Source organism: Agrobacterium tumefaciens (assembly GCF_031801495.1).
Classification (GTDB): domain Bacteria; phylum Pseudomonadota; class Alphaproteobacteria; order Rhizobiales; family Rhizobiaceae; genus Agrobacterium; species Agrobacterium tumefaciens_K.
In genome coordinates, this window is sequence record NZ_JAOEGC010000002.1 from 1,642,127 (window position 1) to 1,657,237 (window position 15,111).

Consider the following 15,111-nt stretch of genomic DNA (forward strand, 5'->3'; position numbering starts at 1 on the left):
CGGCTTGACTCTCACATGGAGTCGGTCCATTTCAGATTTATCGTACATGACACGATTTGGTTACGTCGTTCCTGTACGCCAATAGTCGTTCAAGGGTAAAAGCCCGTCGTCTAACCGGAGTCGTTTCTAAATGTCTGCGAAGATCTATCGCCCTGCAAAAACAGCCATGCAGTCCGGCAAGGCGAAGACGAATATCTGGGTTCTGGAGTTTGACGCCGAAGTTCCGCGCAAGATCGATCCGATCATGGGCTACACCTCCACATCCGATATGAACCAGCAGGTAAAGCTGACATTTGAAACGCAGGAGCAGGCAGAGGCTTACGCTCAGCGTAAAGGTATCGAATATCGCGTTATCCAGCCTAAGGAAGCGACGCGTAAGGTTGTGTCCTACACTGACAACTTCCGTTTTACCCGCACGCAACCCTGGACGCACTGAAGAATATTTACGCCGGAACTGAATTCGGCGTTTCGGCCCCTTAGCTCAACTGGATAGAGCAACTGCCTTCTAAGCAGTAGGTCGCAGGTTCGAGTCCTGCAGGGGTCGCCACCACTTTTCTAAGAATTTGCTTTCCAAGAAAAATACACGACGCATCCCTCGCCACAAACGAGGTGAGGGAATGGATCGTCGTGTGCAATGTCTCGGGTCGAGCGATTCACGGCCTATGCGCAATCGCCGCACGCACCGGACCAAATACCAGCATCATCGTGCGGCGAGATGAGCAGTCGTTCAACCCTGCCCAACCATCGCGAAATAACCGTAGGCGGCCACGAAGAAGAGAACGATGGCAGCAATGGTCAGCGCTTTTCTGGCATTCGGCCCAAGCGGCTTGCGCGGCTCTTTCGGTGGCTTCGGCTTGCGGAACTGCACCACGTTGTCGTTCATTGTTTCATGTCCTGCGTATCGATTTTCAAAGGCTGCCGTCAAAACCGGCGATGAACAAATCCACTCGTCCGGCCTGCGTCATTTTATCTATAACCGCCAACGACTGTAAGAAATATTACCAAGTTTTCACTTCCCCCTTTCAGGAAAAAGTGCCACTTCCCACAATCAGAGGAATAAAAACAGCAACATCCGAACAATGAAAACGGCTGGAAACAATCCACCGTGGCATTTCGGATTTTTCAGGTGATACGAATGAGCGAAGCAGACGGTAAGGGTTCGAACGCAGGCAACGGCCAGCCCGATTTGCGCGAAATTCTGGGCACCGCTCGCTCAGGCAAGAAAAAATCGCGCCGCTCTGTCTACGTCATCGCCGGTCTCCTGCTGGTTGGAGGCGCGGGCGCCTACTATTACAGCTCCGCCAACGCCGGTGTCGCGTATAACTATACCACCCAGGCAGCGGAACGTGGCGATCTAGCCGTCATCGTCACCTCCACCGGTTCGGTTCAGCCAACGGATCAGGTCGATATCTCGAGTGAACTATCCGGCACCGTGCGCAAGGTCAATGTCACCTATAACTCGCCGGTCAAGGCGGGCGACATTCTGGCCGAACTCGACACCAACAAGCTCGAGGCAGACGTGCAGAGCGCCCGCGCCAAACTCGCTTCCGCCAAGGCCAACGTGCTGAAGGCGCGTGCCGATCTCGGATCTGCCAAGACTTCGCTGGAGCGGTTGAAATCGCTCGTCCAGAACAGGGTATCCAGCCAGCAGGATCTCGATGCCGCGCAGTTCAGCCATGACGCGGCAGCCGCCACGCTGGAGGTTAATGAGGCAACCGTGCTGTCCGCCGAAGCGGATCTCAGGCTCGCTGAAGTAAATCTCGGCAAGGCCAAGATCGTTTCGCCGATCGATGGCGTGATCCTCACCCGCGACGTCGATCCGGGCGCGACGGTTGCCTCGTCGCTCAATGCACCGGTCCTCTTCTCCATCGCGGGCGATCTGCGCCACATGGAACTGCAGGTTTCCGTCGATGAAGCCGATGTCGGCAAGGTTGATGCCGGGCAGAAAGCCACCTTCAATGTCGATGCCTATCCCGACCGCAGCTTCCCGGCGGAAATCGAAACCGTACGCTTCGCCTCGGAAACCGTCTCCAACGTTGTCACCTACAAGGGCATACTGACGGTCGACAACGAGGAACTGCTGCTGCGCCCCGGAATGACGGCGACGGCAAACATCGTCGTTGAGGACATCAAGGATGCGCTGCTGGTGCCGAACGCAGCGCTTCGATACACGCCGCCGCGCGAAACCGCCTCCAGCGGCCGTGGCCTGATGGGCCTTTTCCGCCCGCCGCGCATGGGTCGCCCGCAAAACCGCGGCGCCAGCGAGGCGACAACCGGAAAACGCACCGTATGGGTTCTGCGCAACGGCAATCCGGTTTCGGTGTCAATCGAAACCGGATCGACCGACGGCCAGCATACCGTGGTGAAATCGGGTGAACTGAACGCGGACGACGAGGTCATCACGAGCGCGTCCGCACGCAACAGCGGCTGACGGGGACAAACGTCATGCAACAGCAACCGCTCATCGAATTCCGCAACGTCGTCAAACAATATGGTCGCGGCGAAGCGACGATCCGCGCGCTGGACGGTGTGAGCCTTTCGATCCATGAACGCGAATTCGTCGCGATCATGGGTCCGTCCGGCTCGGGCAAGTCCACGTCCATGAATATCATCGGCTGTCTCGATACGCCGACGGCTGGCGAATATCTGTTTCAGGGTGTACCGACCAGCGGCTTCGACAACGAACACCTGACGCTGCTCAGACGCCACATGCTCGGCTTCGTATTCCAGGGGTTCAACCTTCTGGCACGCACATCGGCGGTCGAAAATGTCGAACTTCCGCTGGTATATCGCGGCATGAAGGCGGCGGAACGGCGCGAACGTGCCATGGAGGCGCTGGCGCAGGTGGGGCTCAAAGGTCGCGAGAATCACACCACACAGGAACTATCCGGCGGTCAACAGCAGCGGGTGGCGATTGCCCGCGCCATCGTCACCCGCCCTGCCCTGCTTCTCGCCGACGAGCCGACCGGTAACCTCGACACGAAAACCAGTGACGAGATCATGGAACTCATCACCTCGCTCAACCGCGACAAGGGCATTACCGTCGTGATGGTGACGCACGAGGAAGACATCGCCGCCCACGCCAGAAGGCTGCTGCGGTTCGTCGACGGCCATCTCGCCTCCGACAGCGCCGCAATGGAAAAGGAGACGCCGGATGTTCTTTGAAACATCGCGCCTTGCGCTGCGCGCCATCAGCCGCAACCTGCTACGCTCCTTCCTGACCGTGCTTGGCGTCGTCATCGGCGTTGCAGCCGTCATCGCCATGGTGACGATCGGCAACGGCACCACGGAACAGGTGAAATCCGAATTGTCCCGCCTCGGCACCAATATGCTGTTCGTCCGGCCTGGCCAGTTCGGCCCCGGTCGTGCCAGCGTCGATGCCAAGCGCTTCGACGACCGCGACGTCGAAGCCATCAGGAATCAGATCAGCGGCCTGCGCGCCGTCGCGCCGCAAAACCGCAGCACTGCCGCCACGGTGATTTTCGGCGGCAAGAACCACCAGACAAGCGTTATCGGCACCACCAACGACTATCTCATCGCACAGGACTGGACGCTGGCGTTAGGGCGGGACTTCCAGCCCGCGGAAGATCGCGGCGGCCAGATCGGCTGCATCATCGGCGAAACCGTGCGACAGGAACTGTTCGGTGCGGAAAATCCGGTCGGCCAGACAATCCGCGTCAGCAATATCTCCTGCCCGGTCATTGGCGTTCTGGCTCGCAAGGGCCAGTCCGGCATGGGCGACGACCAGGATGACACGATCATCATGCCGCTGAAGATCCATCAGAGGCGCATCGGCGGCACGACGACGATTTCGTCCATCATGGTGTCTGCGCAGGATGGCGTTTCGACATCGACGATCCAGTCAGATATTGAACAGCTGCTGCGTGAACGTCGCCGTATCGGCATCGGCCGCGAGGACGATTTCAGCGTCAACGACATGACGCAGATCGCCTCCGCCATGACGGGTACGACGACGCTGCTGACCGGACTTCTCGGTGCGGTCGCCGCCGTCAGCCTTCTCGTCGGCGGTATCGGCATCATGAACATCATGCTCGTGTCGGTCACGGAACGAACGCGCGAAATAGGTATCCGGCTTGCCATCGGCGCGCTGGAGAAGCAGGTTCTGACGCAGTTCCTCGTCGAGGCGGTGATGCTGTCCGCCTTCGGCGGCCTCGTTGGCATCCTGACCGGCCTTGGCCTTGCCTATGGCGTTGTCGGCTATCTCAACGTGCCCTTCGTCACCAGCCCGTCGATCATCGTGCTGGCGTTCGCCTTCTCGGCGGCGATTGGCGTGATTTTCGGCTATTTCCCCGCGCGGCGCGCGGCGAGTTTAAGCCCGATAGAGGCGCTCAGACACGAGTGAATTTAAGCGGTAACAGACCCGAGGATCCAACGAGCAACGACGTTAAAGTGGTAGATCCTCGGGTCAAGCCCGAGGATGACGTCGAGTGTGTAAATCCGCCGAGCGCACGATCAAACGCTCGCAGCCGCCTCGCGCTGTTTGGCAAGTGCGGCCAGATCGGCAGGCTTCAGCTCGACCGATTCACCGCAGCCGCAGGCGGATGTCTGGTTGGGGTTGTTGAAGGTGAAACCGGAGCGCATCTTCGTCACTTCGAAATCCATCTGCGTACCCAGCAGATAGAGAACGGCCGACGGCTGTATCCAGACCTTGGCGCCATCGAATTCGATCAGGTCATCCTTCGCATCGGGTTCTGTCACCAGATCGATGGTATATTCCATGCCGGCGCAACCGCCCTTCTTGATACCGACACGCACACCCTTGGCGTCAGCGCCGGAATTTTCGGTGATTGCTTTGACGCGAGAGGCGGCAGCCTGCGTCATGGTCATAACTGCAAAGCCCATGGGCCTGATTCTCCTTCGACAATCGAGTTCAAGGCTCGATGTTTATGGATTTCAATTTAATAGCGTACGCGGATGCCATCAAGAGATAACACCCGTCAAAATCGCGTCGGCCTTAATACCAGCCGACAGCGACCTGCGCTTCTTCAGACATGCGGTCCGGCGTCCACGGCGGATCGAAGGTCATTTCCACAGTGACGCCGGATACGCCTTCAACAGCCCCGACCGCGTTTTCCACCCAGCCGGGCATCTCGCCGGCGACCGGGCAACCGGGTGCCGTCAGCGTCATGACGATCTTGACCATGCGGTCGTCTTCGATGTCGATCTTGTAGACAAGACCGAGTTCGAAGATGTCGGCCGGAATTTCCGGGTCGTACACGGTCTTGAGCGCCGCGATCACGTCGTCGCTGAGGCGCGCCAGTTCATCCGGCGGAATGGTGGAAACCTTTTCCGCAACGTCAGGCGCATCCAGTTTCTTTTCAGTGGCTTCGGCAGTCATGATCCTGATCCTCGATCCTGATCTCAGGCAAAGAATTTACGCGCATATTCGAGGGCATCCGCCAGAGCGTCTACCTCCGCGCGCGTGTTGTAAAGTCCGAACGACGCCCGGCATGTGGATGTCACACCGAAACGTTTCAAGAGCGGCATGGCGCAATGTGTGCCAGCACGCACCGCAACGCCGCGACGATCGATCACCATCGAGACGTCATGGGCATGAATGCCTTCGAGTTCGAAGGAGAAGATACCGCCCTTGCCCGGCGCGTTGCCGATGATGCGCAGCGAATTGATCGACTGCAGCCGCTCGGTGGCATAGGCGGCCAGATCCGCCTCGTGCGCGGCAATCGCGGCACGGCCGAGATTATCCATGTAATCCAGCGCGTAGCCGAGGCCGATGGCCTGCACGATGGGCGGGGTACCCGCCTCAAAACGATGCGGCGGCTCGTTGTAGGTAATCGTATCCTCGGAAACATCGAGGATCATTTCGCCGCCACCCTGAAACGGTCGCATCTCCTTCAGACGATCAGCCTTGCCGTAGAGCACGCCGATGCCCGATGGGCCGTAGAGCTTGTGGCCGGTCATCACATACCAGTCACAGTCGATATCGCGCACATCGACCGGCATATGCACCGCGCCCTGGCTACCGTCCACCAGAACAGGGATGCCGCGCTCATGGGCGATGCGGCAGATTTCCTTGACCGGAACCACCGTTCCGAGCGCATTCGACATGTGGGTGATGGCGACGAGCTTGGTGCGCTCCGTCAGGCTCTTTTCGAAAGCCTCGATGTGGAACGCGCCCTCATCATCGACAGGCACCCAGACCAGCTTGGCACCCTGCCGTTCACGAATGAAATGCCACGGCACGATGTTGGAGTGATGCTCCATGATCGAGATGACGATCTCGTCGCCCTCGCCGATCTTCGGCATGCCGTAACCGTACGCAACCGTATTGATCGCCTCGGTCGAGGACTTGGTGAAGACGATCTCGTCCACGGAACCGGCGTTCAGGAAACGCCGCACCTTTTCGCGCGACGCTTCATAGGCATCGGTCGCGGCATTGGAGAGAAAATGCAGGCCGCGATGAACATTCGCGTACTCGTTCGCATAGGCGTGCGAAACGGCGTCGATGACCACCTGCGGCTTTTGCGCGGACGCGCCGTTGTCCAGATAGACCAGCGGCTTGCCATAGACCTCGCGCGACAGGATTGGAAAATCCTTCCGCACGGCTTCAACGTCATAAGGGGCCGCGACCACGGCGCGTTCGCTATCAGGCATGATGCTCCAGCCAGCCGGAGATGATCTCTTCCAGCGCCTCTACCAGATCTTCTTCTTCCAGTTCCTCGACGATCTCGGCAACGAAAGCGTTGACCAGCATCGCCCGTGCCTTCGCCTTCGGCACGCCACGCGCCATCAGGTAATAGAGATGGTTGTCGCTGATATCGGCAACCGTCGCACCGTGACCGCACTGAACGTCGTCGGCGAAGATCTCAAGTTCCGGCTTGGCCGAAAACTCGCCGTCATCAGACATCAGCAGCGTGTTGCATGCCATCTTGGCATCGGTTTTCTGGGCATCGGGCGCAACCCGGATCATGCCTTGGAAAATACCCTTCGCGCGGTCGAAGACAACGTTGCGGAAGATTTCCGTCGAGGTCGTGTTCGGAACGTTGTGGCCGAGAACCATGGTCACATCGGTGTGCGTTTCGCCGCCGAGCAGGTTGACGCCACGAACGATAAGGTCCGTGCCCTCGCCTTCAACGTCGATGCGCAATTCCTGGCGAACCAGCTTGCCACCTGCATTGATGATGAACAGGCGGAACTTGGCGTCCGCTCCGAGCTTGATGCGAAGCTGGCCCAGATGAATATCGGCCGCCCCCTGCTGCTGCAGGATGATGTAGGTCGCCTCGACGCCATCTTCCACAGCGATCTCGCTGACGGAGGAAACAAGCGCCGCATCAGAAGTCACCGACAGGTGACGTTCGATGACCGTAGCCTTTGAACCCTTGCCGAAACGCACCGGGAGGCGGCTGTGAACCTGACCCGCGCCGTGAACGACCTGCAATTCGATAGGCTTTTCGATTTCGGCATCCGCCGGGATATCGACCGTCAGACCATCGCGCACGAAGCTGCCGTTGATACGGCCGATGGCATCGTCCTTGCTGGCTTCGGCCAGACCGGCCGCAGCCGAACCGTCGAGCAGGCTGTCTGCAAAGCTCGAGACGCTGAAGCCCTCGACCTTGCCGAAGCTGGACGCACCGTGCAGCACATATGCAACCGACGAACCGGCAACGGCTGGCGCCTGCTTCTCGATCACCGGAGCGGGCGCATCCTCTGGAATGGCGCGCAGCAGGCTTTTCAGATCGGTATAGTGCCAGGCCTCGATACGGCGGGTCGGAAGACCGGCGGTCTTGAGATCATCGAACAGCACGTCACGGGCGGCAACAACAGCGCCATTGCCCGGCAGTTCGCTGAACTTCGCGGTGAAAGCCTCGACCAGCGCGGTTTCCGCTGGCGTCAGCCGTGTGGTGGTTTGCATGTTCATAGACATCACCTCCTGGCCGTCAATCAGGCCGCTTCACCGATGATGTCGGCGTAACCGTTGTTTTCCAGCTCGAGCGCCAGTTCCTTGTCGCCCGAACGGATGATCTTGCCCTTGTAGAGAACATGAACGCTGTCCGGAACGATGTAGTCGAGCAGGCGCTGGTAGTGGGTGATGACGATGGTGGCGCGATCCGGAGACTTCAGCGCGTTGACGCCATCGGCAACGATCTTCAGGGCGTCGATGTCGAGGCCGGAGTCCGTTTCGTCGAGAACGCAGAGCTTCGGCTCAAGCAGCGCCATCTGCAGGATTTCGGCACGCTTCTTTTCACCGCCGGAGAAACCGACGTTGAGCGGACGCTTCAACATGTCCATGTCGATCTTCAGGTCACCAGCGGCTTCCTTGACCTTCTTGATGAAGTCAGGCGTCGTCAGTTCGGCTTCGCCGCGTGCCTTGCGCTGCTCGTTCATGGCAACCTTGAGGAACTGCATGGTGGCAACGCCAGGAATTTCGACCGGATACTGGAAGGCCAGGAAAATGCCCTTGGCAGCACGCTCGGCAGCGTCGAGTTCCAGAATGCTTTCGCCGTTGTAGAGAATGTCACCGGAGGTGACTTCGTAATCTTCACGGCCCGACAGGATGTAGGAGAGCGTCGACTTGCCCGAACCGTTCGGTCCCATGATGGCGGCCACTTCGCCAGCGGCAACCTTCAGGTTCAGACCCTTGATGATCTCGGTTTCGGTATCGGCGATCTTTGCGTGCAGGTCGATGATTTCAAGCATGGTTTTTTCCTAGAATGGTGTGATCGATTGGTGCGCGAAAACCGCGCACTCAGAGTCGTGTCCGGGTAAAGATCAGCCTACCGAGCCTTCCAGCGAGATGCCGATCAGCTTCTGCGCTTCGACGGCGAATTCCATCGGCAGTTCCTGAATGACTTCCTTGACGAAGCCGTTGACGATCAGCGCGATCGCCGCTTCTTCGGGAATGCCGCGCTGCAGGCAATAGAACAGCTGGTCTTCGGAAATCTTCGAGGTAGTCGCTTCGTGCTCGAAATGCGCCGACGAGTTCTTCGCCTCGATGTACGGCACGGTATGCGCGCCGCACTTGTCGCCGATCAGAAGGCTGTCGCACTGCGTGAAGTTACGCGTGTTGGTCGCCTTGCGGTGGGCGGAAACCTGACCGCGATAGACGTTTTCCGAAAAACCTGCGGCAATGCCCTTGGCGATGATGCGGCTCGACGTGTTCTTGCCGAGATGGATCATCTTGGTGCCAGAGTCGATCTGCTGATGGCCGTTGGACACGGCAATCGAATAGAACTCGCCGCGGCTGTCGTCGCCACGCAGAATGCAGGACGGATATTTCCAGGTGATGGCAGAGCCGGTTTCCACCTGCGTCCACGAAATCTTTGAACGGTTGCCACGGCAATCGCCACGCTTGGTCACGAAGTTGTAGATGCCGCCCTTGCCTTCCTTGTCGCCCGGATACCAGTTCTGAACGGTGGAATATTTGATTTCGGCGTCATCGAGAGCCACAAGCTCGACCACGGCGGCGTGAAGCTGGTTCTCGTCGCGCTGCGGAGCCGTGCAGCCTTCGAGGTAGGACACGTAAGCGCCCTCTTCCGCGATGATCAGCGTGCGCTCGAACTGGCCGGTGTTCTTTTCGTTGATACGGAAATACGTGGACAGTTCCATCGGGCAACGAACGCCCTTCGGGATGAACACGAAGGAACCGTCGGTGAAGACCGCCGAGTTCAGCGTCGCATAGAAGTTATCCGTCGTCGGAACAACCGAGCCAAGATATTTCTTAACGAGATCAGGATGTTCGCGAACGGCTTCCGAGATGGACATGAAGATCACGCCGGCCTTGGCCAGTTCCGCCTTGAAGGTGGTGACGACGGAAACGCTGTCGAACACGGCATCGACCGCGACCTGACGCTTTTCAACGCCGGCCAGGAGTTCCTGTTCCTTCAGCGGAATGCCGAGCTTCTCGTAAACCTTGAGCAGCTCCGGGTCGACTTCATCGAGCGACTTCGGGCCGGGGGTGCTTTTCGGCGCAGCGTAATAATAGAGATCGTTGAAGTCGATCTTGGGGTAGCTGACGCGCGCCCATGTCGGCTCTTCCATCGTCAGCCAGCGCTTGTAAGCCTCAAGACGCCATTCCAGCATCCATTCCGGCTCCTGCTTCTTGGCCGAGATGAAACGGATCACCTCTTCCGAAAGACCCTTCGGGGCCTTGTCGACTTCGATATTGGTTTCGAAGCCGTATTTATACTGGTCCACATCGATCTGGCGGACCTGATCGATCGTTTCCTGAACCGCAGCCATGTCGTTCTCCAATCTCGCCGGAGCCAAGGTCCGGTGGCTTGTCAACGTATCAAGGCGGAAAGCCGCCTTATTCATCTTCGGGCAAATGGGTCCGCGCCTTTTAAGCGAGGGCGGAATTCTTCACCCATGTAGGTGCGGGATGGCGCTTTTCACACATCCCGGCAAGCGGAAATTTGATATTCCGCAATTCTTTGCCACGTTTTCACGCGGCCTGCCCGGCCAGCCTGCGCCGCCCGGCTATTTTTCCAAACGCCGCAAGCGTGCGGTCTATATCGTCTTCCGTGGTCGCGTGACCGAGCGAAATCCTCAGCGCGCCGAGCCTGGGGTCATGCCCCATCGCCGTCAGCACATGGCTTTCGCCCACCTTGCCGGAAGAGCATGCCGATCCGGCAGACAGCGCGATGCCCTCGATATCGAAGGCAATCTGCCCCGTCTCGGCCTTCAGGCCGGGAAGCGTGAAAAACGTCGTGTTGCAGACACGCCCGGCATCGCCGCCATGGATCACGACATCGTTCGCAGCGGCGTGCATTCCGGTTTCGAGCTTTTTCCGCAGAGCGGAAAGACGCGCATCCTCTGCATCCAGCATCTTCAAGGCGTCAGCCGCAGCTGCACCGAAACCGACGATGGACAGCGTGTTTTCCGTGCCGGAGCGATGACCCTTCTCCTGCCCGCCGCCATGGATCAGCGGCTTCGGCATCATCACTTCGCCACGCGACACCAGAGCGCCTGCTCCCTTCGGTCCGCCCAGCTTGTGGGAGGAAAGGATCAGGAAATCCGCATCCAGCGCGGCAATATCAAGCGGCATGCGTCCCGCAGCCTGAACCGCATCGACGATCATCAATCCGCGGGCGGCATGCACAAGCCGTGCGGCCTCCGCAACAGGCTGAACGATACCCGTTTCATTATTGACCAGCATGCACGCAAGCATCGGCAGACCCGACGCCGCATCGTGTTCTGCCAGAAGCTCTTCAAGCGCGGCGAGATCGAGAATGCCTGCTGGCGTAACGGGAACTTCCGTAACGTCATCCTTTTTGAACCGGCCACCCTCGCGAACGGCGGGATGTTCGATGGCCGAAACATAAAGACGGCCAACCCTGAGCGGAGCGCGTCCCATCTTGAAATCCGGGGCCAGAACCAGATTGGCGGCTTCCGTCGCCCCGCTGGTAAAGGTGACGTTGGCTGCCTGCGCACCGGCAAGTGTCGCGACATCGCGGCGGGCAGCTTCGACGGCTGCGCGGGCGGCACGCCCCTCCTTGTGCACCGAAGACGGATTTCCGGACATGTCGAGCGCGGCAACGAGGGCATCCCGCACGGCAGGGCGCAGCGGTGCCGTCGCGTTCCAATCCATATATGTCCGTGTCAAAACCGTCATGACGGAACAGCTTCCGCTAATCTTCGATGCGCCGAAACGCATTTTCCTTGAAATTTCAGTTGCGCTTGTCCTATGACACCAACCGAGTGCTTTAGCACACGCAAAGTTTCGAATTGTTCTAAACTGCGTTCTAGAAAAGCTGACACAGTTCGTCAAGTCTTATCACCGGCAGAACGTGGTACTGGAACAAAAAAACACGACCGGAGTACCAATGCCCGAAGTCATCTTTAACGGCCCGGCGGGTCGCCTCGAAGGCCGTTATCAACCCTCCAAGGAAAAGAGCGCACCGATCGCGATCATCCTGCACCCGCACCCTCAGTTCGGTGGCACGATGAACAACCAGATCGTCTACCAGCTCTTTTATCTTTTCCAGAAGCGTGGCTTCACGACGCTCCGTTTCAACTTCCGCTCCATCGGCCGCAGCCAGGGCGAGTTCGATCACGGTGCCGGCGAACTGTCCGACGCCGCTTCCGCGCTCGACTGGGTGCAGAGCCTGCATCCCGACAGCAAGAGCTGTTGGGTCGCCGGTTACTCCTTCGGCGCGTGGATCGGCATGCAGCTTCTGATGCGCCGCCCGGAAATCGAAGGCTTCATGTCGATTGCTCCGCAGCCGAACACCTACGACTTCTCGTTCCTGGCACCCTGCCCGTCGTCCGGCCTCATCATCAATGGCGATGCCGACAAGGTGGCGCCGGAAAAGGATGTCAACGGCTTGGTCGAAAAGCTGAAGACCCAGAAGGGCATTCTCATCACCCACCGCACCGTACCCGGCGCCAACCACTTCTTCAATGGCAAGGTGGACGAGCTGATGGGCGAATGCGAGGACTATCTGGACCGCCGCCTGAACGGCGAGCTGGTGCCGGAACCGGCCGCCAAGCGCATTCGCTAACTGCGGATTGCCGTGAAAAGAATTGAAACCGCCGGTCACTCCGGCGGTTTTTTTCATGCTTTCACGAAAACCCCGCCCGTCACCGGCTCCTTGACGCCCGTTGTGCCGGGATATGTCAAAGGCAATCCTCTCAGCGACCGTACAGCCAGATAGGCCCAGGCCTCCGCTTCCATAGCCCCACCGTCAAAACCGGCTTCTTCCGCCGCAATGACCTTCGCGCCGAGCTTTGCGGCCTGTGCGGCAAACTCCGCCATGATGATCGGGTTGAGGCGGCCACCACCGCAAACCACGTAGGTTTTTGCAGGTTCCGGCAGATAGCTCGCCGATTTGAGAATGGCGGCACCGGTCAGATGCGCCAGCGTGCGCGCGCCGTCAGCAAGGGAAACCTCGCCTTTTTTCGGCGGCAGAAAATCGGAGCGGTCGAGCGACCGACGGATATTGGCGGAAAAGAACGGGCTGTCCATGTAGTGTTTGACCATCGCGGGAACGACAGCGCCAACCGCGGCAACCTTTCCGCCCTTGTCGAAGGTCTGCCCGGTATGCGCCTCGATCCACTGGTCGATCAGCATGTTGCCCGGCCCGCTGTCGAAAGCTGCAAGCCTGCCATGATCGCCGATATAGGTGAGATTGGAAATGCCGCCGATATTGACGAAAACGGCAGGAGTTTCGAACTCTTCCGGTAGATTGGCGGCAAGCGCCGCATGATAGGCGGGAATGAGCGGCGCCCCCTGCCCGCCATGCGCCATGTCATTGGCACGCATGTCGTAAACCACAGCGATACCGGTTTCTTCGGCCAGCAGCGGACCGTCGCCGATCTGCACGGTCAAAGCCTCGTCCGGCCGGTGCAGAACCGTTTGCCCGTGAAAACCGATGACGTCGACCTCACCGGGTGACAGCTTATGTCGATGCAGGAAGGATTTCACGGCCGCAGCATGCGCAAGCGTCAGCTTTCGCTCGGCGTCCCCAAGATCACCTGGGCGTTCGCGCCTCTCACGAATGGCTTTCGCTGTGATCAGCGCCTTCTGCCAGACGGCGCGCAGTTGCGGATCATAGGGAAAATAGCCGCTCGGCCCGTGCCGCACGATGCTGTCGCCATCGGTGCGCAGAAGCGCGATATCGATGCCATCCATCGACGTCCCGCTCATAAGACCGATTGCCGTTTTGACCTCGCTCATGCACCTGCCCTTTTACGCAAAAGAATCATCTTGCCATTCAACGCCAACATTCATGGCCGAAACGGGTGCACTTTTCAAAAAACAATGGTAAAGGCGCAGGCATTCACTGAAGTGCAGTGAAGGTCACGACAAATCCCAGAAAGAAAAAGGTTATGTCCAGGTTCAAGTCCGATTTCCTCCGTACGCTCGACGAGCGCGGCTTCATTCACCAGATCTCCGATGAGGCAGGTCTCGACGAACTGTTCGCCAAGGAAACCGTGACCGCCTATATCGGCTATGACCCAACGGCCTCGAGTTTGCACGTCGGCCACCTGACCCAGATCATGATGCTGCACTGGATGCAGGCAACCGGCCACCAGCCGATTTCCCTGATGGGCGGCGGCACCGGCATGGTTGGCGACCCTTCCTTCAAGGAAGAGGCCCGCAAGCTGATGACGATCGACATGATCGAGGACAACATCACATCGCTGAAGCACGTCTTCGCCAACTACCTCGACTACGACCGCCAGACCAACCCGGCGCTGATGATCAACAATGCCGACTGGCTGCGCGGTTTGAACTACCTCGAGTTCCTGCGCGATGTCGGCCGTCATTTCTCGGTCAACCGCATGCTGTCCTTCGACAGCGTGAAGACGCGCCTCGACCGCGAGCAGTCGTTGTCGTTCCTCGAATTCAACTACATGATCCTGCAGGCCTACGACTTTGTGGAGCTGAACCAGCGTGTAGGTTGCCGTTTGCAGATGGGCGGTTCGGACCAGTGGGGCAACATCATCAACGGCATCGACCTTGGTCACCGCATGGGGACGCCGCAGCTTTACGCGCTGACCTCGCCGCTTCTGACAACCTCCTCCGGTGCGAAGATGGGCAAGTCCGCCTCCGGCGCTGTCTGGCTGAACAAGGATCTGCTGCCGGTCTACGACTTCTGGCAATACTGGCGCAACACGGAAGACGCGGACGTCGTGCGTTTCGCCAAGCTCTTCACGACCCTGCCGATGGACGAAATCGCCCGGATAGCCGCCCTTGGTGGATCGGAGATCAACGAGGCGAAAAAAATCCTCGCAACCGAAGTGACGGCCATCCTGCATGGCCGCGCTGCGGCGGAAGAAGCGGCCGAAACGGCACGCAAGACCTTCGAGGAAGGCGCGCTGGCCGACAATCTGCCGTCGATCGACGTCACCTCCGGCGAACTCGAGGCGGGCGTCGGCCTGCTGGCGCTGATCGTCAAGGCCGGGCTTGCCTCCTCCAATGGTGAGGCACGCCGTCATGTTCAGGGCGGAGCGGTCCGCATCAACGACGTGGCGATCTCCGACGAGCGCAAGGTGATCGGCACCGGCGAAGTAACGGCTGACGGCGTGATCAAGCTTTCGCTGGGCAAGAAAAAGCACATCCTCGTCCGCCCGGCCTGATCGGCCAGGACGTCGACGAAAAATAAGAAAGGCCGCATCGGATATCCCGTG

General features: G+C 59.2%; 15 protein-coding genes and 1 tRNA gene. 7 read left to right on the top strand and 9 right to left on the bottom strand.

Annotated features, from left to right (window positions below; genetic code table 11):
• Positions 1–130: 130 nt before the first annotated feature.
• Both N7578_RS17405 and N7578_RS17410 read left to right on the top strand, forming a co-directional pair.
• On the top strand, positions 131–436 hold the full coding sequence (locus N7578_RS17405; protein ID WP_138793851.1) for an ETC complex I subunit: 306 nt from the start codon (positions 131–133) through the stop codon (positions 434–436).
• A 34-nt stretch (positions 437–470) separates the two neighbouring features.
• Positions 471–547 (top strand) — tRNA-Arg (locus tag N7578_RS17410).
• 180 nt (positions 548–727) lie between these two features.
• On the opposite strand, the gene N7578_RS17415 is transcribed toward N7578_RS17410, so the two are convergent.
• A complete protein-coding gene (locus tag N7578_RS17415; protein WP_311111516.1) occupies positions 728–883 on the bottom strand; it encodes a hypothetical protein in 156 nt (51 codons plus the stop codon).
• 252 nt (positions 884–1,135) lie between these two features.
• Here N7578_RS17415 and N7578_RS17420 point away from each other — a divergent pair, with 252 nt between their 5' ends.
• From N7578_RS17420 to N7578_RS17430, 3 genes are read left to right on the top strand one after another with little or no spacing between them, the layout of a single operon-like run.
• Positions 1,136–2,431, top strand: coding sequence for an efflux RND transporter periplasmic adaptor subunit (locus N7578_RS17420; protein WP_311111517.1), 1,296 nt, complete (start codon positions 1,136–1,138; stop codon positions 2,429–2,431).
• A 14-nt stretch (positions 2,432–2,445) separates the two neighbouring features.
• On the top strand, positions 2,446–3,165 hold the full coding sequence (locus N7578_RS17425) for an ABC transporter ATP-binding protein (RefSeq protein WP_311111518.1): 720 nt from the start codon (positions 2,446–2,448) through the stop codon (positions 3,163–3,165).
• Positions 3,155–4,363, top strand: coding sequence for an ABC transporter permease (locus N7578_RS17430; protein WP_311111519.1), 1,209 nt, complete (start codon positions 3,155–3,157; stop codon positions 4,361–4,363). The genes N7578_RS17425 and N7578_RS17430 overlap by 11 nt, the downstream gene beginning before the upstream one ends.
• A 110-nt stretch (positions 4,364–4,473) precedes the next feature.
• Here N7578_RS17430 and sufA read toward each other — a convergent pair whose 3' ends face one another.
• The 7 genes from sufA to N7578_RS17465 form a co-directional block, all read right to left on the bottom strand.
• The gene (sufA, locus tag N7578_RS17435; protein WP_311111520.1) at positions 4,474–4,863 is read right to left on the bottom strand and encodes a Fe-S cluster assembly scaffold SufA; all 390 of its coding nucleotides are present in this window, start codon (positions 4,861–4,863) and stop codon (positions 4,474–4,476) included.
• A gap of 112 nt (positions 4,864–4,975) precedes the next feature.
• Positions 4,976–5,359 carry an SUF system Fe-S cluster assembly protein gene (locus N7578_RS17440; protein ID WP_311111521.1) on the bottom strand — a complete coding sequence of 128 codons (384 nt, stop codon included), beginning with the start codon at positions 5,357–5,359 and terminating at the stop codon, positions 4,976–4,978.
• Between the two features lie 23 nt (positions 5,360–5,382).
• On the bottom strand, positions 5,383–6,633 hold the full coding sequence (locus N7578_RS17445) for a cysteine desulfurase (protein ID WP_311111522.1): 1,251 nt from the start codon (positions 6,631–6,633) through the stop codon (positions 5,383–5,385).
• The gene (gene sufD / locus N7578_RS17450) at positions 6,626–7,897 is read right to left on the bottom strand and encodes a Fe-S cluster assembly protein SufD (protein ID WP_311111523.1); all 1,272 of its coding nucleotides are present in this window, start codon (positions 7,895–7,897) and stop codon (positions 6,626–6,628) included. Before sufD ends, N7578_RS17445 begins: the two co-directional genes overlap by 8 nt.
• A 23-nt stretch (positions 7,898–7,920) precedes the next feature.
• On the bottom strand, positions 7,921–8,676 hold the full coding sequence (gene sufC / locus N7578_RS17455) for a Fe-S cluster assembly ATPase SufC (protein ID WP_138793860.1): 756 nt from the start codon (positions 8,674–8,676) through the stop codon (positions 7,921–7,923).
• A gap of 72 nt (positions 8,677–8,748) precedes the next feature.
• Positions 8,749–10,218 (bottom strand): Fe-S cluster assembly protein SufB, encoded by a 1,470-nt coding sequence (gene sufB / locus N7578_RS17460; protein ID WP_311111524.1) that lies wholly within the window; start codon positions 10,216–10,218, stop codon positions 8,749–8,751.
• Positions 10,219–10,420: 202 nt separating this feature from the next.
• Complete coding sequence (locus N7578_RS17465) at positions 10,421–11,590, bottom strand: cysteine desulfurase family protein (protein WP_311111525.1); 1,170 nt, start codon at positions 11,588–11,590, stop codon at positions 10,421–10,423.
• Between the two features lie 211 nt (positions 11,591–11,801).
• Here N7578_RS17465 and N7578_RS17470 point away from each other — a divergent pair, with 211 nt between their 5' ends.
• Positions 11,802–12,479: an alpha/beta hydrolase gene (locus tag N7578_RS17470; RefSeq protein ID WP_063948746.1), complete on the top strand. Its 678-nt coding sequence runs from the start codon at positions 11,802–11,804 to the stop codon at positions 12,477–12,479.
• A 53-nt stretch (positions 12,480–12,532) separates the two neighbouring features.
• Here the strand turns inward: N7578_RS17470 and N7578_RS17475 are convergent, their stop codons facing one another.
• On the bottom strand, positions 12,533–13,654 hold the full coding sequence (locus N7578_RS17475) for an anhydro-N-acetylmuramic acid kinase (RefSeq protein ID WP_311111526.1): 1,122 nt from the start codon (positions 13,652–13,654) through the stop codon (positions 12,533–12,535).
• A 152-nt stretch (positions 13,655–13,806) separates the two neighbouring features.
• On the opposite strand from N7578_RS17475, the gene tyrS reads away from it, so the two are divergent.
• Entirely contained in the window at positions 13,807–15,060 is a 1,254-nt protein-coding gene (gene tyrS / locus N7578_RS17480) for a tyrosine--tRNA ligase (protein ID WP_311111527.1), read from the top strand.
• Positions 15,061–15,111 lie beyond the last annotated feature (51 nt).

What these genes read in the sequence shown, in the direction of transcription:
- N7578_RS17405 (WP_138793851.1), top strand. Translation starts at nt 131, where the DNA reads ATGTCTGCGAAGATCTATCGCCCTGCAAAAACAGCCATGCAGTCCGGC.
- N7578_RS17415 (WP_311111516.1), bottom strand. Translation starts at nt 883, where the DNA reads ATGAACGACAACGTGGTGCAGTTCCGCAAGCCGAAGCCACCGAAAGAG.
- N7578_RS17420 (WP_311111517.1), top strand. Translation starts at nt 1,136, where the DNA reads ATGAGCGAAGCAGACGGTAAGGGTTCGAACGCAGGCAACGGCCAGCCC.
- N7578_RS17425 (WP_311111518.1), top strand. Translation starts at nt 2,446, where the DNA reads ATGCAACAGCAACCGCTCATCGAATTCCGCAACGTCGTCAAACAATAT.
- N7578_RS17430 (WP_311111519.1), top strand. Translation starts at nt 3,155, where the DNA reads ATGTTCTTTGAAACATCGCGCCTTGCGCTGCGCGCCATCAGCCGCAAC.
- sufA (WP_311111520.1), bottom strand. Translation starts at nt 4,863, where the DNA reads ATGGGCTTTGCAGTTATGACCATGACGCAGGCTGCCGCCTCTCGCGTC.
- N7578_RS17440 (WP_311111521.1), bottom strand. Translation starts at nt 5,359, where the DNA reads ATGACTGCCGAAGCCACTGAAAAGAAACTGGATGCGCCTGACGTTGCG.
- N7578_RS17445 (WP_311111522.1), bottom strand. Translation starts at nt 6,633, where the DNA reads ATGCCTGATAGCGAACGCGCCGTGGTCGCGGCCCCTTATGACGTTGAA.
- sufD (WP_311111523.1), bottom strand. Translation starts at nt 7,897, where the DNA reads ATGAACATGCAAACCACCACACGGCTGACGCCAGCGGAAACCGCGCTG.
- sufC (WP_138793860.1), bottom strand. Translation starts at nt 8,676, where the DNA reads ATGCTTGAAATCATCGACCTGCACGCAAAGATCGCCGATACCGAAACC.
- sufB (WP_311111524.1), bottom strand. Translation starts at nt 10,218, where the DNA reads ATGGCTGCGGTTCAGGAAACGATCGATCAGGTCCGCCAGATCGATGTG.
- N7578_RS17465 (WP_311111525.1), bottom strand. Translation starts at nt 11,590, where the DNA reads ATGACGGTTTTGACACGGACATATATGGATTGGAACGCGACGGCACCG.
- N7578_RS17470 (WP_063948746.1), top strand. Translation starts at nt 11,802, where the DNA reads ATGCCCGAAGTCATCTTTAACGGCCCGGCGGGTCGCCTCGAAGGCCGT.
- N7578_RS17475 (WP_311111526.1), bottom strand. Translation starts at nt 13,654, where the DNA reads ATGAGCGAGGTCAAAACGGCAATCGGTCTTATGAGCGGGACGTCGATG.
- tyrS (WP_311111527.1), top strand. Translation starts at nt 13,807, where the DNA reads ATGTCCAGGTTCAAGTCCGATTTCCTCCGTACGCTCGACGAGCGCGGC.